We start from the raw sequence: 20,934 nt of genomic DNA on the forward strand, positions 1-20,934 counted from the left end.
TTTGCAAATTATAAATATTAATAACAAATTAAAACAAAATAACAATAATTAATTATTTTTACTTAAATAATAATAATTAACTTATTTATAATTGATTAAGTATTTTACCCGTTTATGATTTGTCCTCCATTTATATGTATAACTTCACCTGATACATAAGAGGCGTGGCTAGAGGCTAAATATACATAGGCTGAACATAGTTCCACAGGCTGACCAGGCCTTCCCATTTTAGTATTAGAACCGAATTTTGAAACCTCTGTTACATCAAAAGATGAGGGTATAAGGGGAGTCCATATTGGACCTGGAGCTACTGCATTTACTCTTATACCAATAGGTGCCAAGGAGAGACTTAAGGAACGAGTAAATGCAACTATTGCACCCTTACTTGCGGAATAATCAATTAAAAGTTCATTTCCCTTATATGCTGTAATGGAAGTCGTATTTATAATAGAAGAACCTTGAGATAGATGAGGTAGTGCGGCTTTTACTAAATAAAACATACTAAATATATTTGTGGCAAAGGTTTTTTCTAATTGAGCTTTTGTTATGTTTTCTATACTATTTTGTACATATTGAACCCCTGCATTATTAATAAGTATGTCTAGTTTATTAAAGCTTTTTACAGTTTCAGCTATGGCTTTATTACAAAAGTTTTCATCTGTAATATCGCCAGGTATTAGAAGGCACCTTTTACCAAGAGATTCTATTATTGTTTGAGTCTCTTTAGCATCTTCATGTTCATCATAATATACTATTGAAATATCCGCTCCTTCCTTTGCAAAGGCAACTGCAACGGCCCTACCTATACCGCTATCACCACCGGTTATTAAAGCTACTTTATTTATTAGTTTTGAGGAGGCTATATAGTTTGGGTTATCAAAAATTGGTCTAGGATTCATAGCAGATTCTATACCAGGATGTTTTGTTTGGTGCTGACCTTTTAAAGATTTAGGAAAACTATTTATAAAGTTTAAATTTTCATCCATTTTAAAGCCTTCTTTCTTTATAATATTTATTGGTTAATTGCTGGCTCTAATGCTTATATCTTTTAGATTAAGGTAAAGAGCCACTACGCCTTAGGATAACCATTTCTAAAACTTTAGAAGGGGGGATTTTCTCTAAAGATAAGAAATCTTTTAATAATTTTAGTATTAGTATTTTATAAAAAAAAAATTCCTCTATTATGATATTAATCATAATAGAGGGGAGGGTTTAAATTGGGTTTATTATATTTTAATAACTAGTAAGCATATCTATGAATAACAGAATTGTTTCTACCTTGAGCAAAAACATCTATTCTATTTCTGTCCCAAGATACGGAAGTAGGTTCAGAAGTTAGGTAGCCGCCTAAGCCGCCCCAGTTACTCCATCTAGAACCATTCCAATATTTATATATTAAATTGTTTCCTCTTCCTCTAGCGAAAACGTCTATTCTGTTATTTCCTCTTGAAGAAGCGCAAGGAGCTGAAGTTAGATAACCACCGAGGTCTTCCCAATCACTCCATCTAGAACCATTCCACCACTTATGGATTAAAGTATTTCTAACGCCTCTAGCAAAAACATCTATTCTATTAGGCCCCCAAGATACTGAAGCTGGAGCGGAGGTTAGTTGGCCACCTAAAGCTTCCCAATCACTCCACTTAGAGCCATTCCACCATTTATGATAAAGTTGATTATCTGTTCCACGGCAGAAACAATCAAGTCTATTTGCTGCCCATGAACAGATTGAAGGAGCAGAGGTTAACTTTCCACCTAGATTTTCCCAGGCACTCCACCTAGAGCCATCCCACCATTTGTGGTACATGGAATTATCTGTTCCTCTTACAACAACATCTATTCTATTTGGACCCCAGGACACTGCTCCTGGTGATGAGGTTAAAATTCCTCCAAGGTCCTCCCAGTTATACCATCTTCCGTTGGCAAACCAGCTGTGAATTAATTCATTTTTAGTACCTCTTGCAAATAAATCTAGTCTTCCTCTTGCCCAAGAGGATACTGCGGGACCAGAGGTTATTCTACCAGGTAGTGTTTCCCAAGGACGCCATCTTAGGGAACCAGGGTTTGGCATCATCATATTTTCCTGTCTAGAGTCATCTAATGTGTCATCATAGGAATCTTCATATAAAAGAGGGTCCTCTATATAACCATTAGTCTCTACTGCATCCATGTACTCGTCATCTAAGTAATTATTAGTTTCTAAAGTATCATTGTAGTAGTCATCTAAGTAATTATTTGCTTCCATGTCATTTATATAGTCATTATCTAAGTAGCTATTAGTTTCTATTTCGTTTATAAATTCACTATCCAAATCTTCATCTAGATATCTGTAATTCATAGGATAATGTTTATTGTAGTTATAATTATAATGGTAAGGCTTACCATAATTCATAAAATTCCAGTAATAGTACCACATCCATGGATTACATCCATTACACATACAGTTAGATGAATTCATAAAAGGACAATTATACATAATACGCCTCCATACAATACTAATTATATAATATTCAATTTATTGTAATTTGTTACTATATGTTTAAAAAAGTTAAGTATAAAAACATAATGAACAGTAATCAAATTGGCACATATTTATATATTAGATAAGCTGGGAATTAATATTATAATTTATAAAACTTTTAAATAAGATTGAATGGAGGGGGATATATGAAGAAAGTAGCGGATGCGGTATTTGAAGGGGGAGGAGTTAAAGCTATAGGTTTTGCAGGTGCATTAAAAGTTATGGAAAACCATGGGTATAATTTTAGAAATATAGCTGGAACTTCTGCTGGTTCTATAGTAGGGGCTCTTTTATCTGTAGGTTATTGTGCAAATGAAATAAAAGGTATGATGAGTAGTTTAGATTATAGCAAAATGAAGGATAGGGGAGGACTAAATATACCAGGAATAACTCCATTTAACAATATTATTTTTAATAAAGGATTATATAAAGGAAATTATATAGAAAATTGGATGGAAACTATGCTCCAAAAGAAGCTGAAGTTGAATAGAAAAGTAAAATTTAAGGATTTAATCATTCCAAATGAATTTGGCATACTTATTAATAATAAAAAATATAAAAGAAAGTATAAACTTCACATAATAGCTACGGATATTACCAGGGAAAAGATGATTATTTTACCTGAGGATATTAAAGATTATGGTATAGAGCCAGATGAATTGGAGGTAAGTTTAGCGGTAAGAATGAGTATTAGTATTCCTTATTTCTTTCAACCAGTAATGATAAAAAGTTCTATAGATGGATGGAAATATTTTATGGTAGATGGTGGATTATTAAGTAATTATCCTGTATGGTTGTTTGATAACGGCATTGAACCAACTTGGCCTACCATAGGATTTAAACTTGTGGACAAAGAAAAAGATAATAAAAAAAATAAAGTGACTAATATAATTAATTATAGTAAAGCTGTAGTTGAAACATCACTTAAAAGTGCCATAGATATGGATGTTATAAATATTAATAGTTTAAGAACCCTAGAGATAGATACTTTAGGGGTGAAGGCTACAGAATTTAATATTTCAAAAGACAAGGCAATGGAATTATATAGATGTGGAGAAAGTTGTGCTTTAGAATTCTTAAATGGTTTTAGTAGTAGGTATACAATGTATTTATCTTTAAGAAAAAAATATGGACATAAGAAACTTGTTTAGAATTTTTCCTAAAGAAAAGAGGTGAAGATAGTAATAGATTTTCTATTGTTATATCATTAAAAGTAGTTTAGATAATAATAAGTGAAAAGTAGAGGGAATCCCTTTACTTTTTACTTAAATGAATTTTGTTTATTAATATATTTAACTTATTTATTATTACAAATATATAAAGGTATATTTTAAAAATAAATAAGTTGTCCTCTGCAGGATATTTCCACTATATTAGTAGAAGTTTTTTCTATTTTATCATGGAATTTCTTTGTTATATAAGTATTATCCCAATAGTGCATGGGAATAAATAAGTTAGGTTTTACTTTTTCGATAAAGTATTTTCCACCTATATAGTAAAACTCTTCAAGTCTTGCATCCACAGGAAAAAAAGCAATGTCTACTTGTTCATCCATTATTTTATGAATTTCCTTTTTAAAGTTTAATTCAGATGATACTTGCTCTTCCATGGGGTCATCTTTCCAATGCCACCAGTTAAGGTCTCCTGCGTGAAAAATAGATATGCCATCTACAAAAACTAAATAGGAAACGCCTATATCTGTGGAACCATAAGTTTTGATTAATACATCGTCAATTCTAAGCTCTTTATTTTCAAATACGATATTATAGTTAGGTTTATATATAGGAACAGTAATATCACTGCTTAGTATATACTTTATATTAGGATTATATTTTACCCAATCTAATATAAGAGGGTTAAAGTGGTCATGATGATGATGGGATGAAAATACTAATATATTTTTTTTATCTTTAAGTTCTTCAAAGTCTATAACTCCATTTTCTAGACTTCTTTTATCATTTTTAGGGGTATTATTATAATAATCAAAAATTAAAAAATGATTTTTTGTTTCAACTGCAAATCCATCATGGTATAGATAGTGTATCTTTGCTTTAAATTTATTCATATAAAAACCACCTTTTGTTTAAAAAATAGTGATAAATTAAGAGTAATTAAGATTTTCACTGAATAAAGTATAGTATAAGAAAGATTAAATTTCAATCTTAAACATATATAACAAATATGAAGATTATCGTAATAAAACTTAATATATTCTTAAAATTATAAATAAACTGTTACAAATAAGATTTTTAAATTGTTGTATGTTAATATATTTAATGTAGAATATATTAAATATATTAAGTTTTTAATTTTTTTAACTTATTTGTTACTAATTAAAATAAAATATGATATATTATATAATTGTAATACAATAAATGCGTCTAAGTTTTATTTTTTGCAATCATTTAATTACATATTAAGGAAAAGTAGCGAATTTATTTTGGAAAGGTAAGTGAAAGATATGCTATTAGAAACTAATACTGAAACAAGTACACAAAATAGCAGAAGGAAAAAGAGAAAAAGTAAGAATAAGAAAAAAATGCCTATTATAATTGTAAGCATTTTAATTTTTGCATTAGTGGTAACTGCTATAACAAAAGGAATAAGTATGTATATGACTTTAAGCAAGTACAATGACCTAGTATATCCTAATGTTTATGTGAATAATATAAATATCGGTGGTAAGACAAAAGATGAGGCATTAACAATATTATCACAAAACTATAAGAACGGAAATTTGAAGAGAAATATAAATATAACTGTAAATGATAAAAAATATTCATTAAACTTTTCTAAACTTGACATGCAGTATAATTTCGAAGAGGTGGTAAATACTGCCTTTAATTATGAAAAAGATAAGGGTGCATTTGAAAGATATAAAGCTATAAGAGAACCCAAACCCATGAAATTAGATTTAAAATATAAATACAGCTTAGCGGAAGTAGACAAACTTATTAAACAAATAGAAAATGAGAATAATAAAAATGCTGTAGATGCTACAATAACAAAGGTTGGAGAAGGCTTTAATGTAACTTCAGAACAATCTGGAAGAAAAGTAGATAAGGATAACATAAAAAAGCAAATAGACAAAAATATGGATATAAATTCTAAGGGAGATATATCTATAAAAGCTATAGTAAAGGAAGTTAAACCAAATGTAACAGCAGATGTTTTAAAAACTATAAATACTAGAATATCTAGCTTCCCTACAAGTTATACCACATCTAATTCAAATAGATCTACAAATATAGAGTTATGTACAAGGACTATAGATAAAAAACTTGTAATGCCAGGAGAGACTTTTAGCTTTAACGATACCACTGGAGAAAGAGGAGAAAAAAATGGTTATAAACCTGCTAAAGTAATTGTTGGAGACAAGTTTGTAGATGATTTTGGTGGAGGGGTTTGTCAAGTATCTAGTACACTATACAATGCAATATTAAGAGCAAACATACTTCCTACAGAAAGAACTCATCATACATTTGCATCTACTTATGTACCTCTTGGTATGGATGCTACTGTAGACTATGGAAACATAGATTATAAATTTAAAAATACTTTACCATATCCTATATATATAGAAGGGGTAATAAATAATAAGACAGTTACTTTTAATATATACTCAAATTCAAGTTTAACAAATAGAAGATATGATCTTGTAAATGAGGTAAATGGTAATAAAGTTAGTGTTTATAAAGTTACTTATGAAAATGGTAAGCAAACTTCTAAAATATTAGTAAGTACAGACGTGTATAAAGAGCAATAAAGATTATTAAATGTTTATATAGTAGGGCAAGAATTATTATTTAAAAGGCTTTTTAATAATACAGTCTTTAAGGAATTATAAATTGGATATTTATTGATGACTTTTTATTTTAATTTTTAATTTTAATATAGAAAAGAGAAATTAAAAATCCCTGTGCATTTTGCACAGGGATTTTATGGTTAAGCACAAGGGTAATTTTTATTGGTAGCATTATGATTACTCCATTTACCGCATCTATCACCAAAGCAACCAACTAAAGTATCATTATCTAGTATTTTTACTACTTCACAATTGTTAGAACAACCAGTGCATTCAAAACTTTTAGATACAAAAGTGGAATCTGCAATACTAAAGCCTCTAAAGCTAGTTTTTTTATGATTTTTCTCTAAAGTTTCTTTAGCAATTAAAGCAGCTCCAATACTTCCCATAACTTTATGGTTTTTAGGAATTATAAGTTTTTCTTTAAGGATATTTTCAAAAGCTTTTCGTATACCTGTATTTGATGCTACACCGCCTTGGAAGAATATAGGACCTTTAATTTCTTTTCCCTTTGCTACATTGTTTAAGTAATTTCTAACCAAGGCTTCACAAAGACCCCTTATTATATCACTTTGACTGTATCCCAGCTGTTGTTTGTGTATCATATCTGATTCAGCAAATACAGCGCAGCGTCCTGCAATCCTAACTGGAGTATTAGATTTTAGTGCAAAATTTCCAAAATTTTCAATTGGAATATCTAATCTTTCTGCCTGCCTATCTAAAAAGGATCCTGTACCTGCGGCGCATACTGTATTCATTGCAAAATCAGTTACAATACCATTTCTTAGTATGATAATTTTAGAATCCTGACCACCTATTTCTATTATGGTTTGCACAGATTTGTTTTCGTAAAGGGCGGCAACAGCATGAGCAGTTATTTCATTTTTTACTGCATCAGCACCAATTAAAAATGAAGATACATTTCTACCACTACCAGTTACTCCAACAGCCTTTATCATATGGTCACTATATTTATCCTTTAATATTTTAAAACCTTGTTGAATTACGTTTATAGGCTTTCCTTTTGTTCTTAAATATAGATCTTCTACTATATTTAAATTTTCATCTATTAGCACTATATCAGTGCTTACAGAGCCTACATCAACCCCCATATAATACATAATCTTTTCTCCTTTCAAGTAAATCTAAGAATGCTTCTATTCTAGTTACAAAACCAGCTTCTCCTGTCATTTCATCAACAATAAGGGACATAATTGGGAAATCCTTATCTTTTGATATAGAAGGAAGTATGGATTTAGAAACAATTTCTGGCATACAACCTACAGGAAATATTTGTATAGCACCATGTAGTCCTTGCTTTTGGGAAAGAACAGCTTCTCCAACGCACTCTCTTCCAAAACCGCCTATGTAATAAGGAAGGTATTTTCGAGATGCATTTTTTATACTTAAGGAATTAAGTTTTAATGGAGTTAATGCTGCATCTTTAACCCACCAACTAGGATAAAGATATCTTTTAGTTGAAACACCATAATCCATAAGCTTATCTTCTATATATAGGTTTGAAAATGGTTCAAGTATGGTATATATTTCTCCTATAATAGCTATTTTTAAAGGATTTTTGTTCTTATCTATTTTTATATTATCCACAGCACCTTCGTATTTTTTTAACAATTGGACCATTTCTTGTGGAGAATTACATTCAAAGGCATCACTTTTACATTTATGAAGTAATAATTTACATTCTCCTTTATTTATTTCATAGCCTGCTAAATATCTAGTCTTTTGTTCTATTCTATCCATTAAAGTTACAACTTTATTTGCATAATAAAGAGTTTTAAACTTATCCTTTGTATTTATAGGACTTTCTGAGGAAATTTTGCTAATCCTATTTAAAAGCTCCTTTATCCCAATATCTTTTGGATAATCTATAACAATAAAATCTACATTATAGCCTAATTTTTTTAGTATATTCATATGTAATTCACAGTACTCTCCAAACCTACAAGGTCCGCAGCTGCCAGTTATAAGCACTGTATCTGCACCACTTTCTATACTTTGAATATAGTTTCCTAAAATAATTTTAAATGGTAGACACATTTCCTCAGGGGAATAATATGCACCTATCTGTAAAGCTTTTTTATTGCTTAAAGGTGGAATTACATAATCTATGTTTAAACCATCAAAAATTGCTTTTGCAGCAAAGCTTGCGTTACCTAGATGAGGAAAGGTTAGCTTCATTTAAATCACATCTCCTTTGGAGCATATCCACAAAGGCTTCAATTCTTGTATCAAAACCTGCCTCACCAGTATGCTCATCAATTTTTAGTATTAAAATTGGAAAATCCTTAAGTTTATCTTTAATAAGCTCTATGGTTACAGAATCCGTTCCGCAAGCAAAGGAGGATAAATATATAATTCCATGAATTTTATTATTTTTTGCTAAATAAGTGGAAAAACCATAAGAGTTTCTAGCAAAGGTCCAAAAAGGTCTTTTAAATAAATTACTTACTTCATTATCTATTAAAGTATTATCTACAAATTCTTCTGTTATAACTCCCACCCCTAGCTTATTTAATTTATTTATTAAATTCATATTTGAAAACTCATCGTAAATATTATAGGGGTGTCCTGCTAGGGCTATATTAAGAGGGTAATTTAAGTCATTTACCCCGCAGTGGTAGTTTTTTTGGACCAATATAGCCTGACTGTAGGCTTTTATAATTTTAAAATAGTTTTTAGTAACTAAAAGTCCTGCTTCTATAATCCATGGTTTTAAGGATCTTTTAGAAAAAGCATATATAGGTTTACTAATAATTTTAGGCATATTAGGAATTGTGTTTATAACCATTTCTGGAAGACCACAAAATTTTGGACATATATATTCGTTTTTTCGAAGCTGCATTATTCTAGGAAGAAGTATAATATCACATTTATCCTTTAAATAAGCAACATGACCATGGAATATTTTGATAGGAAGACAGGCTTCGTCTATTGAATACTTTGTACCTAGGTCTAATATTTCTTTGTTTGTGTCAGGAGATACAATAACTTCTGCTCCTAGTTCTTTAAAAAATGTAATAATAAATGGGTAAAATTTATAATATAATAATCCTTTGGGTATACCAATTCGCATAATTAATCTCCTTAATAGTTAATAAAAAATTCTCCGATATTTGAAATTTTAGCCATATAGAAAAATATTATTCAGTTAAAAGATAAAAAGTGATTATAAAACATCTTTGCTTTATAATCACTTTTATTGATTACAACTTATATCTAACAAACATTCAACTTTTCTTTTTAATACACAATAAATATCATCACATTCTTTATTTATATTATATATAAGCTTTATTGTATCCTTAAGTTTCGAATCCTTAGGATTAACCAGGTAGGATGTGGATAACACATTAATTGAATTAGCCAAGCTAACAGATGTAGAGCTAAGCTGATATAAAGTAGTGAGAAGTGGGAATATATTATTATCAAAGTAAATCCTTCCTTTGGGATTTATTTCTAATCTAATCAGTTCATCTCTAAGTAAATTTAAAGTTTGAATTTTAGTATAGGCTTTATTAAGGGCTTCATCTATATCAATATTACAAGAATTTGTATCTTCAGTAGTAGATGTGTTTTCATTACAAGTATTTTCAGTATCATTGCTTTTATTAAAGGAATTATAATTGGAAGTAATTTCATCAAAAATATTATCTTTAGAAGTATTTTTCTTATGATTTTTTTTAGCCATACACTTCCCATCTAATCAGTACTATTACTAAATTATATGAGACTTTTATTAAAATATTATATGAAAATTCCCCTTATGTTCATGTGATATAATGCAAAGACATTAACTTTTATTAAATATATTTTATAAGTTATCTTATGCACATGATATAATGCAAAGACATTAACTTTCATTAAAATATATTTTATAATTTATCTTATGCACTATATAATCAAAAGACAATAAATTTTATCATGGTATTAGTGAAAATTTTTTAAGGTAGATTAGTAATAAATATGGTATAGACTTTTTTCAATAATTATTTATACAAATCCCCAGCTAATATAGTTAATTTATCTATATCTAATATATTTATACAATGGTCACATTTCTCTATGATTTGCTCCTTACATAATTTATTTATAGTTCTTAAAAGGTGTCTATAACTGCTTCCAAGTAGATCTGCCATTTCTGTTAACTTATATGTAGAAATTCCTTCTATATTTGAGTTTGAGTCTTTAGAAGAAGTAGCTAATATATAACTAGCAAGCCTATTTTCTAAAGGATATAAAAGATTTATAGAACTTGCTCTTGAGTTTTTTTCTAATTTATCTCCTAAGCTTTTTATTATATAAGTTAGAAAAACAGTGTCCTTTAAAGCATATTTTGTTAAAGTATTTATAGGAATTGCTATACACAAAGTTTTTTCCACAGCCTGAATATTTGAACTTGTGTGGCTATTACTTACAAATTCAATATCTCCAATTACATTTAAGGGTCTATAAAATCTAAGTAAAATAGATTTACCGTTTTTCAATAAATTATAAACCTTAGTTTTACCACTAACTAAAAAATAAAAATAATTTAGAAGTTCTCTGTCTTTACAAATGTACTCATTTTTATCAAATAGGTGCAGCTCCATATAACTTGTCATATCTTGTTGGAATATATTTTTCATATCATATTTCTTTATATAGTATAATAATTTATTTTTGTCATGAACTTTTTTCAAAATACCACCTCGCTTCCATTGAATATTTTCGAAAACTATGACATATGTCCTATTTATTAATATACTTATATGGTAACCTTATTACAGCAAAATAATTGGAATGGGGAGTAGTTATGTATAAATTAAGTGCAGGGATAATAGGTATTTTAATTGCTATAATGGTAGCTATTAATGGAGTTTTATCCAAAGGTGTAGGAGATTATAAATCAGTATTAATTATTCATATTGTTGGACTTATATCTATTAGTTTAATATTAATACTAAAAAGAGAGAAAATAAAGATAAAGGAAAATATACCACTGTATCTTTTTAGTGGGGGAGCTATAGGTGTTTTTACAGTACTTTTTAATAATTTAGCCTTTAACCATATAGGGGCCTCATTAACTTTATCTTTAGGTTTATTTGGACAACTTATTGCTTCCGTAATAATAGACCATTTCGGATTATTTAATAGAGAAGTTATTAGATTTGAGAAAAAGAAGATAGTAGGATTTTTGTTAGTGTTCGTTGGACTAGTTGTAATGGTGGTTTATTAGGGGGGATTTTTATGATATATATATTTATTGCATTTATAACTGGTGCATTTGTTATTACATCTATGGTAACAAATTCTAGATTAGGAGAGGAAATAGGCATATTTCAAAGTACACTTATAAATTACATAGTAGGGCTTATAGGAACTTTAATATTGTTAGCTGTAAAAGATGGACAGCTTTATATACCTGCAAATAATTTATATTCTGTACCATGGTGGTCATATTTAGGGGGAGCTATAGGAGTTTTAATTGTGGCAACATCTAATGTAGTAATACCCAAAATACCTGCCATATATTCCACACTACTTATATTTATAGGACAAATTGGCACAGGGATAATTATAGATTATACTGCATCAAATTTAATATCTAAGGGAAAAATTTTTGGAAGTATTCTTATATTAGCAGGATTACTTTATAATTTTTATATAGATAAAAAGAAAACACAGTAGATTATTTTAGGAACTTTATTTATAAGGTTCCTTTTTTATGTGACCAAATGCTACTTTATAATGGGTAATTTATACTTTTTATATTTTTTATTACTTAATTGAACAAATTTTTCACAAAAGATGTTAGAATATATTTGATAAGTCTTAGTTTAAATATAGTTTAAAGGGGATAAGAAAATGGATGTGTTTATTGCAAGACAACCTATATTTAACAGGAATGAAAAAGTAGTAGCTTATGAACTTCTTTTTAGAAATAGTGAAGAAAATTTTTATAATAATGTGGATGGAAATAAAGCTACCTGTGATGTGATTACTAATGGTTTTTATCTAATAGGTATGGAAAGACTTACAGGGGGAAAAAAGGCTTTTATAAATTTTACTGAAACTTTAATTAAAAATGAAATAGGTACAATACTTCCTAAACATTTAGTAGTTATAGAAATATTAGAAGATGTGGAACCTACAGAAGAAATAATTAGGGCTTGCAAAATATTAAAAGAGAAGGGCTATACCATTGCACTAGATGATTTTGTGTTTCATCCAAAATACATAAGACTATTGGACTTAGCAGATATTATTAAAGTTGATTTTAGAGTGGTTGTAGGAACGGAGAGAAAAAGAATTATAAAAACAGTTAATAATCCGCACATAAAATTCTTAGCTGAAAAGGTGGAAACAAGGGAAGATTTTAATGAAGCAATAAGCTATGGATATAGCTATTTCCAGGGATATTTTTTTAGTAAACCTTCTGTAGTTTCTGCAAAGGATATTCCGGCAAATAAGTTAGCTCATTTAAAAATTCTTCAGGAACTTGGCAACAAAGAGGAAGTGGATTTTAACAAAATAGAAAACTATATAAAAATGGATATGTCTATATTATATAAGTTATTTAAAATGATAAATTCTTCTGCCTATGGTTTTAAAGCTAAAGTAAATTCTATAAAGCAGGCCATGGCACTTTTAGGTGTAAAGGAAATATATAAATGGGTTTATGTTATAACTGTTAGAGCTATATGTAAGGATAAAGCTGATGAACTTTTAAAAATATCACTAATAAGGGCAAAGTTTTGTGAAGAACTAGCCAAAAATATTAATATGGATGATTTTGATGCATATGTTACAGGGTTATTTTCAACTATTGATGTGTTTTTAGGACAGCCCATGGAAAATATAATGAAAGAGCTCCCTATACCTGAAGATGTTAAAAAAGCATTAATAGGAGAAGAAAATAATATTAGGGTGCTTTTAGATCTGATTATATATTATGAAAGAGGAGATTTTAATAAAGTTCTTCTTTATTGTAAGATAATGGATTTGCCAAAAAGATATATCATAAGAAGTTATGCAAAGGCTATAAATTGGATGGCAGAAATAGAAGAAAGTTGATAAAAAGTTTTATAAAAGCAAATAGTTAACTAAAAAAGTCTAAAAGAAGAATGTTTAAAAGGAAAAAGTCAATAAAATAGTATAGAATAAAAAAATTAAACTTAAGAGTAAAAGCTATATTTAATGAAAAATTTTTCACTAAATATAGTTTTTTTTCTTGACTGTTCCCCTGGGGTACATGTTATAAAGTAATAGTGACATATATGAAATTAATATATAAAAGGGAGAGAAAGCATGGAAAATAATATTTTACAAGTAAAGGATTTAAAAAAGTACTTTGGAAAGACCAAAGCAGTAGATGAAATAAGTTTTAATTTAAATAAAGGAGAGATTATATTTTTAACAGGGCCTAATGGAGCAGGTAAAACCACTACTATTAAATGTATATTAGGACTTTTAAGAAAAACTAATGGAGAAATATTTATTAAAGGGGAGAGTATAAAAAATAAAGAAATTAGAAGTAAACTTGCATATATACCTGAATCCCCAGATGTATATCCTATGCTTACAGTTTGGGAGCATTTAAAATTTATGGCCCTTGCCTACAGGATAAACAATTGGGAAGAATATGGAGAAAAAATACTTCAAAGTTTTAATTTGTTAGATAAAAAAAATGAGGTTGGGAAAAATCTATCCAAGGGTATGAAACAAAAACTTTCTATATGTTGTAGTTTAGTACATAAACCAGATATATTTTTTATAGACGAGCCTATGATAGGTCTTGATCCACAAGCTATAAAGGAACTTAAAAATATATTAAAGATGTTAAAAGACCAGGGGAAAACCCTTTTAATAAGTACTCATATACTGGATTCTGCTGAAGGGCTTTGTGACAGCATTATAATTATGAAAAAGGGTAAAATTATAGAGCAAGGAAGTATAAAAGAGCTTAGAGAAAAACTAAATGCAGATGATTGTGTTACTGTAGAAGACATGTTTTTAGAGGTGACTAGCGGTGAATAATGAAGTTATAAAGGATTTTAAAAATTTAACCTATATGGAACTACTTAAAATAAAGAATACATTTTTATATTATATAAAAAATCCAGTAGCAGGATTAAAAAAATTAGCTCTTACACTTTTGCCCTTAGTATTTTTAATCTATGGTATGTTTATAGGAAATAAAACGGGGACGAAAAAGTTAAATTTTAAAATTACACCAGAGATGGAAGGGGCTATAATACTTACTATACTACTTATAATTTTACTATACACACTAAATAAGTCTGTGGATAAATATAATCCAGGGCAATTTAAATTAAGTGATGCGTATTATCTTTTCACCTCTCCTATTGGATCTAGAATAATTTATGCTTTTACTATGTTTAGAAGCTTCTTTATAGATATATTATCTGCAATATTTTACATGTTTATATATATAGCTTTTTTAGGTAACTTTACCAGTAGCAATGATAATAAAAAATTATATATGGTTATTACATTTCTTTTATTAACTATATTTTTAAGAGGAATTAAGTTTTTAGTATATACACTTTCTACAAGATTTAATTTAAGAGGGCTTTTAAAAATACTAATAAGAGTAAGTACCCTTATTATTGTTTTATATATAGGCTTTTCTATAGATTATAAAGAAAATATATTGGGAAGTTTAGTTAAAGTGATAAATGGAAGTATATTTTCAAAATTTACTATTGTAGGATGGGCAAAGGATATTATATTATATGAATCATTATATGGTATAAAGCCTATATTTGAAATAACAGCATTAACTTTAGTAACAGCATCCACTCTTCTTTTGGGAATTTATTTTGCAACGGATTATTATGAAGAAGCGGTTTTATATGCAGAAAGCATAGATAAAATTCTTACTAGTAATAAAAATATACATGATTATATGAATGCAGATAATGGACAAAAGTTAAAAAAGGTTAAAAAAGTTAATGCAAAAGAATATAAAGGAGAATGGGCTTTTATTTGGAAAAATAATATTATGAATAAAAGAAGGGTAAATCCTTTAACTAAAATAATGTCATATTCAGTGTGCGTAATTATTTCTATATTAATAGGATTGTTTGTAAAAGATACTAAAAATTTTACTGCTATATATGTTTTTGTGTTTATATCATTATCAACTGTAGCTACAAGTATAACAAACAACGTTTTATATGAACTAAAAAAGCAGCATGTATTTTTGTTGCCAGGGAGACCAGCCTATAAAATACTTGCAATATCCTATGAAAATATTTTAAACAACACATTGTCTAGCATTTTTTTAACTTTACCTAGCATGTTATTTTCAACTGAAAAAAAGGGCTATATTATAGGAATTTGTATATTACTTATAGTTACAGGAATTATAAATTATTTTGTAGGAGTAATCTCTAGAATACTAGTAGGAGTAGGTGAAGGCAAAAGCAGCATTTTAAATTTTATACTACAGGTTGTATTTTTAAGTTTACCTATGATTTCTGCAGGATATTTAGGACAAAAACTTTCAAGTGTTAATTTAGCCATTATAATATTTTTAGTAGTATCTTTTATAATTTTATCTTTAATGTTTGTAATTATTGATAAACTTTTTTATAGATTAGAACTATAAAGTAGGTGAATAGATGAAAATAAGTGAAGTAATGAAAATTACAAAGCTTACAAAAAAGGCTATAAATTATTATGAAGAAAAGGGGCTTATAAAGCCTTTGGTAAATGAATTTAATAATTATAGACACTATACTAAAGAGGATGTTTTAAAGCTTAAACAAATTGCATCCCTTAGAAGCTTTGGACTTAGCGTTTTGGAAATATCGCATGCTTTAAAAGATACAAAAAACTTATATAAAATCCTCTCTGATTATAGAGAAAAAATACAAAAACAAATTAAAGATTTAGAAAGATGCAGTAGTGTAATAGGAAGCTGCGTAGAGGATTTAAAGGGACAGCATGAAGATATATTTAAAGTTACTGAAAGAATGGTAACTTTAAAAGAAGCCATAGAAATGAATGAAAAACAAAGGGAAAATTTTATGGAGAGGACCTTGGAAAGGATTTTCCCAGGTCCTTACGGTAAGTTATTATCCTTAATATTTGGTGAGTATTTAAGGGAACCACTTAATACAATGGAAAAGGAAGAGGCATGGATAAACTTAGTAAAAGCTTTAGACACATCAGATAATATTTCTGTAACAGAGGAAATAATACCTTATATGCAGCTGGAAGAAGAAAAATGGGAAAACTTAAAAAATGGGGTTCAAAGTGGAATGGATAGAATTTTTACTGACTTTTATGATGATAATTTCTATGACTTTGAAAACCTAAATATAGATATGTCAAAAGAAGAGCAGGAAAACCTTAAAATATTTTTTAATTACTTTAAAAAAGAAGAAAATATTAAATTACTTGTAAATACACTTGAAAAAATTCACTCACAGCTGATAATTTTAAGTTCGAAGTATAGAATGCTTAATGATAAGCTTGTAAAAAGAGAAAAAGCAGGGGAAGAAAAGTTTAAGGAGTATGAAAATAAATTAAAAGAAGAATTTATTGATACACATTATAAAATAGTAAAAAAAGATGAAATAAAGCTAGTTGGTATAAACTATACAGAGTTTGTAAAAATAGAGGATGTTTTTAAGCTGGTAGGGGAATTTAAAAAGCAGATTTATAAAATTAAAAACCCGGTAAATAGTGATTTGATATATAAAATAAATGGTATGGACACTTTGGATAAATCTTTTAATAATGGCGAAGTTTTTTCAACTTTCATAGGTATTGAAGTTTCTAATATAGAAAATATTCCAGAACATATGGTAAAAGCTATAATACCTAGTGGGGAGTATTGTATAACAAACTACAAAGGGAATATAGAAAGTTTTTCAAAGTTTATTGATTATATGTATTTAATTTTTGTTTCAGAAAAGGATATAGACATAGCTATAGGTCCTCAAATAAGTATAATAAAAGAAGTAACAGATAAGGAAAAAGTAAAAATAGATTTTTATATAGAAATAGAAAAATTATAAAATTGTTTTTTAACTACTATATTTTTAAAATGGCAGTGAAGAAGTCCTTTAATTTCATATTTTTTATAAATATTTTTAAAAAGATATACATTTTAATAAAACACAATATATTTCTTTAAATTATGAAATATATTGTGTTTCATTTTTAATCTATGGGATTATTATTAAGCAGGTTGAGGCAAATTGTTATGAGGATTATCATATATTACAAATTTTAAGTCTTTACCCTTATTAAAATACTCTTCTGCATTAAAGGAAGATAAACGGTTATAAATTACCCCTGCCATAGGATTATGAATATTTTTATAGTAGCAGTAAATTTCTTCTTTTAATATATCAGTTTTATATTCTCTTCCTTGGATTTTAAAACTATCCACAAAAGGTTCAAATATATTTACATATTCAGGAGGAATATATATTAAATCATCCTTATGCTGATTTTTTAAGCAATTAATATTAGAATAATTTTCATTTGTACTAGCCCAATGTTTTTTTGCTATGCTGCAGTTATAAAGGCAATAGGAGTTTACAAGTAATGTGTATTTATAAAAATTAGGTAATTTATTTATTCTACTTAAGGCTCTATTAAATGGGAAATGAAGTACTATTTTATCATACATAGAATAGTCATTTTCCCAGAGATTTGTTGCACTTAAAGTTTTTGTAATAGAAGCAACTACTTTAAATTTAGGATTTAAATTTTTAATCATCTTAGCTAATTCATCCGAGTTAACTACAAAATTATCTACTCCAAGTTTTAAATAATAATCTAAAGTAGAATAATCTATGGGTTTTTCCTCTTGAAAAAGTACTGCAGGTTTTAGTCCTCTCTTTTGAATTTCCTTAATATAAAAGGAATAATCATCTCTTGTAATTGGAACGGTGTAGGTCCAATTTTTTTTATCTATTCCTTCTAAATGACTTCTAGCGTTTTTACTGTCTTCTTTAAAAGGTGCTAAAAATAAAAATTCTACCCAATCCTTATCTATTTTTTCTGTAATAAAATCAAGTAATTTTATATCAAAGTTGAATGGTAATTCATATTTAACCATAGTTTACACCTCTAAATTGAAATTTTTTCAATTAAATTACTTTTAATACCTTTTTATTTTACTACAAGGTTTTTAAATGGTACAGAAGAATTTTAGGGGATTTTATCTGAAAAAATCTATTTTAAGCTTATATATATAAATTACACTGTTTCTTTTAATGTTTTCTTTTTATTTTATAATATTCTCTTTTCTAACAATTCTATATTGTATATTTTTGAAATAGAATCTAATATAAGCAATTTTAAAAATGGAGGGAAAAATGTTTTATCCTTTTAAATTTGATCCCCTATGTAAAAAAGCTTTATGGGGTGAAGAAAAGTGGAAGGTATCAACTCATCCAAAGGGGTTAAGCATTATTTTAAACGGTTTTTATAAGGGATATTCTTTATATATGCTTATTAATAAATATAGAGAAGAAATACTTGGTACAAACTTTAGTTTAAATGAGGAATTTCCATTACTTATAAAATATATAAATGCTTTGGATAAGCTTTCAATTCAAGTTCATCCAGATGATTATTATGCCTATAAAAATGAAAATAAGCAAATGGGTAAAAATGAACTTTGGTATATATTATATGCAGAACCTAATGCAAAGCTTATATGTGGAACCAAAGAAAATGTAAATAAGGAAAAGTTATTAAAGGAAATATATAAGGATAATATAAAAGAGTGTGTTAATTATATTAAGGTTAAACCAGGGGATATAATAAATATTCCTGCAGGGACAGTACATTCTATAGGAGGTGGCATTAAGCTTTTAGAAGTACAACAAAACTCAGATTTAACCTATAGGCTATATGATTATCATAGAAAAGATAGTCAGGGAAATGAAAGAGAGCTTCATATTAAAAAAGCATTGCAGGTTATAAATTTTGAAAATGATGAAAGTGGATGGAGAAGTGGACTTAAATTTGAAATATCTAAAGGACTTTATATAACTTATATAGCTTTAAGTAGAAGGTTTTGCATAGAAATGTACCAGGGATGTGGACAGATTACTGAAAATACCTATAAAAAAGCTTTTGTAATATATATAATTCTACAGGGTGAGGGAAGAATTATATACAATTTTAATATTATAAAATTTACAAAAGGGGAGGCTATATTTGTACCAGCATCTCTAGAAAAGCATATGTTGCAAGGAAAATTTAAATTTTTAAAGATATATATGCCCTATGATGATATTATAGATAAAAAAGTAGAAAAGCTTATGGATATGGGATATTCAAGAGCAGAAATATTTAAAATGGTAGTAATGTAGTTTATTTGAGTTTGATGATTTTAGCTTTTAAAAATATAATTATAGTAGTATAAATTGCAATAGATAATGGAAGTAGGATGAGGAAATATGAAGGAGAATTTTTTTACAAATTCTATGAATTTGGCTAAGAAAATATGTATAGGCAAACTAAATGAGGGTTCTATAGCAGTGGATGCTACTATGGGGAATGGTAATGATACAGTTTTTCTAGCTAATTTAGTAGGGGAAAGTGGAAAGGTATACGCCTTTGATATACAAGAAAAAGCTCTATTAAATACTTCGGAAAAACTAAAAGAAAATGGAGTAGAAAATGTAGAGCTTATAAAAGATGGACATGAAAATATAGATAAATATGTGAAAGAAAAGGTTGATGTTATTATGTTTAATTTAGGGTACTTGCCAAAGCTTTCACATAACATAACTACAAAGGCTGAAACTACTTTACAGGCAGTTAAAAAATCCTTGAATTTATTAAAAGAGGATTCTGTAATAATATTGGTTATATATCATGGTCATGAAAATGGTAAAGAGGAGAAATTAGCTTTAGAAAATTTATTGTCTTCAATAAATCAAAAGGAATATAATGTAATAAAACTAGAATTTATTAATCAAATAAATAACCCTCCTGCTCTTATATGCGTAGAAAAAAGGGGTTAATTAGAAGTGATTAACAAAAATTAAACAATATGTTAATCACTCCTTATTTTTCTGTGAACAATATTCACTTTTTTTAGCTAATCTGATAACAATTACGTATATAATATATATACAGCATTTTAAATAAGAGGAAGTGGAATAAATAATATGACTAAATATAGTCTTAGAGATATAGTAGATTTATCTAAATTACAAAATTTGATGGACAAGTTTTATAATTTAACAGGAATATCTCACTATATTGTAAGTAAGGATGGAGAAATATTAGCAAAAACAGATATGCAATATGTATGCAAAAAATTTCATATAGATATTCAAGATACGAAGGTAAATGCTATGATGAAAAAGTTAAAAATGGTAAGGTTGTGCATATAGAAAAAAATATAACTATATATAAGTGTATTAATGGATTTATGAAGGCAAGCATCCCCATTGATTTAGAGGGGGAGTACATGGGAAGATTTGTTATGGCACAGTTTTTTATAAAAGAGCCAGATTTGGATTATTTTAAAAAGCAGGCAAGACTACTTAAGGTAGACGAAGAAGAGTATATAGATGCCATAAAGAAGGTACCAGTTGTAAAAAAG

19 protein-coding genes and 1 pseudogene are annotated in these 20,934 nt (G+C 27.8%); 11 read left to right on the forward strand and 9 right to left on the reverse strand.

Annotation, left to right across the window (positions count from 1 at the left end; genetic code table 11):
- Positions 1 to 104 precede the first annotated feature (104 nt).
- On the reverse strand, positions 105 to 986 hold the full coding sequence (locus tag EJL03_RS08745; RefSeq protein WP_125153581.1) for an SDR family oxidoreductase: 882 nt from the start codon (positions 984 to 986) through the stop codon (positions 105 to 107).
- 254 nt (positions 987 to 1,240) lie between these two features.
- Positions 1,241 to 2,473, reverse strand: a complete 1,233-nt coding sequence (locus EJL03_RS08750; protein WP_243108687.1) for a PLL family lectin — start codon at positions 2,471 to 2,473, stop codon at positions 1,241 to 1,243.
- 191 nt (positions 2,474 to 2,664) lie between these two features.
- Here EJL03_RS08750 and EJL03_RS08755 point away from each other — a divergent pair, with 191 nt between their 5' ends.
- Positions 2,665 to 3,669: a patatin-like phospholipase family protein gene (locus EJL03_RS08755; RefSeq protein WP_125153582.1), complete on the forward strand. Its 1,005-nt coding sequence runs from the start codon at positions 2,665 to 2,667 to the stop codon at positions 3,667 to 3,669.
- A gap of 179 nt (positions 3,670 to 3,848) precedes the next feature.
- Here the strand turns inward: EJL03_RS08755 and EJL03_RS08760 are convergent, their stop codons facing one another.
- Positions 3,849 to 4,583, reverse strand: a complete 735-nt coding sequence (locus EJL03_RS08760; RefSeq protein WP_125153583.1) for an MBL fold metallo-hydrolase — start codon at positions 4,581 to 4,583, stop codon at positions 3,849 to 3,851.
- A 396-nt stretch (positions 4,584 to 4,979) separates the two neighbouring features.
- Here EJL03_RS08760 and EJL03_RS08765 point away from each other — a divergent pair, with 396 nt between their 5' ends.
- Positions 4,980 to 6,284 (forward strand): VanW family protein, encoded by a 1,305-nt coding sequence (locus EJL03_RS08765; RefSeq protein WP_243108692.1) that lies wholly within the window; start codon positions 4,980 to 4,982, stop codon positions 6,282 to 6,284.
- A gap of 179 nt (positions 6,285 to 6,463) precedes the next feature.
- On the opposite strand, the gene EJL03_RS08770 is transcribed toward EJL03_RS08765, so the two are convergent.
- From EJL03_RS08770 to EJL03_RS08790, 5 genes are all read right to left on the reverse strand, one after another.
- Positions 6,464 to 7,444, reverse strand: a complete 981-nt coding sequence (locus EJL03_RS08770) for an acyl-CoA dehydratase activase (protein WP_125153585.1) — start codon at positions 7,442 to 7,444, stop codon at positions 6,464 to 6,466.
- The gene (locus EJL03_RS08775) at positions 7,425 to 8,522 is read right to left on the reverse strand and encodes a 2-hydroxyglutaryl-CoA dehydratase (RefSeq protein ID WP_125153586.1); all 1,098 of its coding nucleotides are present in this window, start codon (positions 8,520 to 8,522) and stop codon (positions 7,425 to 7,427) included. The genes EJL03_RS08770 and EJL03_RS08775 overlap by 20 nt, the downstream gene beginning before the upstream one ends.
- Positions 8,494 to 9,417: an acyl-CoA dehydratase activase-related protein gene (locus EJL03_RS08780; RefSeq protein ID WP_125153587.1), complete on the reverse strand. Its 924-nt coding sequence runs from the start codon at positions 9,415 to 9,417 to the stop codon at positions 8,494 to 8,496. Before EJL03_RS08780 ends, EJL03_RS08775 begins: the two co-directional genes overlap by 29 nt.
- Before the next feature lie 123 nt (positions 9,418 to 9,540).
- Entirely contained in the window at positions 9,541 to 10,032 is a 492-nt protein-coding gene (locus EJL03_RS08785; protein ID WP_125153588.1) for a hypothetical protein, read from the reverse strand.
- A gap of 298 nt (positions 10,033 to 10,330) precedes the next feature.
- A complete protein-coding gene (locus tag EJL03_RS08790) occupies positions 10,331 to 11,023 on the reverse strand; it encodes a cyclic nucleotide-binding domain-containing protein (protein ID WP_125153589.1) in 693 nt (230 codons plus the stop codon).
- Positions 11,024 to 11,136: 113 nt separating this feature from the next.
- On the opposite strand from EJL03_RS08790, the gene EJL03_RS08795 reads away from it, so the two are divergent.
- The 6 genes from EJL03_RS08795 to EJL03_RS08820 all read left to right on the forward strand — a co-directional run bounded on the left by EJL03_RS08795 (position 11,137) and on the right by EJL03_RS08820 (position 17,374).
- The gene (locus EJL03_RS08795) at positions 11,137 to 11,559 is read left to right on the forward strand and encodes a DMT family transporter (RefSeq protein WP_125153590.1); all 423 of its coding nucleotides are present in this window, start codon (positions 11,137 to 11,139) and stop codon (positions 11,557 to 11,559) included.
- A gap of 11 nt (positions 11,560 to 11,570) precedes the next feature.
- Positions 11,571 to 12,011, forward strand: coding sequence for a DMT family transporter (locus EJL03_RS08800; RefSeq protein ID WP_125153591.1), 441 nt, complete (start codon positions 11,571 to 11,573; stop codon positions 12,009 to 12,011).
- A gap of 177 nt (positions 12,012 to 12,188) precedes the next feature.
- Complete coding sequence (locus EJL03_RS08805) at positions 12,189 to 13,397, forward strand: EAL and HDOD domain-containing protein (protein WP_125153592.1); 1,209 nt, start codon at positions 12,189 to 12,191, stop codon at positions 13,395 to 13,397.
- A gap of 234 nt (positions 13,398 to 13,631) precedes the next feature.
- On the forward strand, positions 13,632 to 14,360 hold the full coding sequence (locus tag EJL03_RS08810; protein ID WP_243108688.1) for an ABC transporter ATP-binding protein: 729 nt from the start codon (positions 13,632 to 13,634) through the stop codon (positions 14,358 to 14,360).
- Positions 14,353 to 15,957 carry a putative ABC exporter domain-containing protein gene (locus tag EJL03_RS08815; protein WP_125153593.1) on the forward strand — a complete coding sequence of 535 codons (1,605 nt, stop codon included), beginning with the start codon at positions 14,353 to 14,355 and terminating at the stop codon, positions 15,955 to 15,957. The genes EJL03_RS08810 and EJL03_RS08815 overlap by 8 nt, the downstream gene beginning before the upstream one ends.
- 13 nt (positions 15,958 to 15,970) lie before the next feature.
- Positions 15,971 to 17,374, forward strand: a complete 1,404-nt coding sequence (locus EJL03_RS08820; protein ID WP_125153594.1) for a MerR family transcriptional regulator — start codon at positions 15,971 to 15,973, stop codon at positions 17,372 to 17,374.
- A 164-nt stretch (positions 17,375 to 17,538) separates the two neighbouring features.
- Here EJL03_RS08820 and EJL03_RS08825 read toward each other — a convergent pair whose 3' ends face one another.
- A complete protein-coding gene (locus EJL03_RS08825; RefSeq protein WP_125153595.1) occupies positions 17,539 to 18,426 on the reverse strand; it encodes a hypothetical protein in 888 nt (295 codons plus the stop codon).
- Between the two features lie 259 nt (positions 18,427 to 18,685).
- On the opposite strand from EJL03_RS08825, the gene EJL03_RS08830 reads away from it, so the two are divergent.
- From EJL03_RS08830 to EJL03_RS16725, 3 genes and pseudogenes are all read left to right on the forward strand, one after another.
- A complete protein-coding gene (locus EJL03_RS08830; protein WP_164509046.1) occupies positions 18,686 to 19,690 on the forward strand; it encodes a type I phosphomannose isomerase catalytic subunit in 1,005 nt (334 codons plus the stop codon).
- Between the two features lie 87 nt (positions 19,691 to 19,777).
- On the forward strand, positions 19,778 to 20,347 hold the full coding sequence (gene mnmM / locus EJL03_RS08835; protein ID WP_125153597.1) for a tRNA 5-(aminomethyl)-2-thiouridylate-methyltransferase MnmM: 570 nt from the start codon (positions 19,778 to 19,780) through the stop codon (positions 20,345 to 20,347).
- A gap of 201 nt (positions 20,348 to 20,548) precedes the next feature.
- Positions 20,549 to 20,934, forward strand: a pseudogene (locus EJL03_RS16725) (PocR ligand-binding domain-containing protein); the annotation flags it as partial.

The organism is Clostridium rectalis (assembly GCF_900626095.1).
GTDB classification, from domain to species: domain Bacteria; phylum Bacillota; class Clostridia; order Clostridiales; family Clostridiaceae; genus Clostridium_AS; species Clostridium_AS rectalis.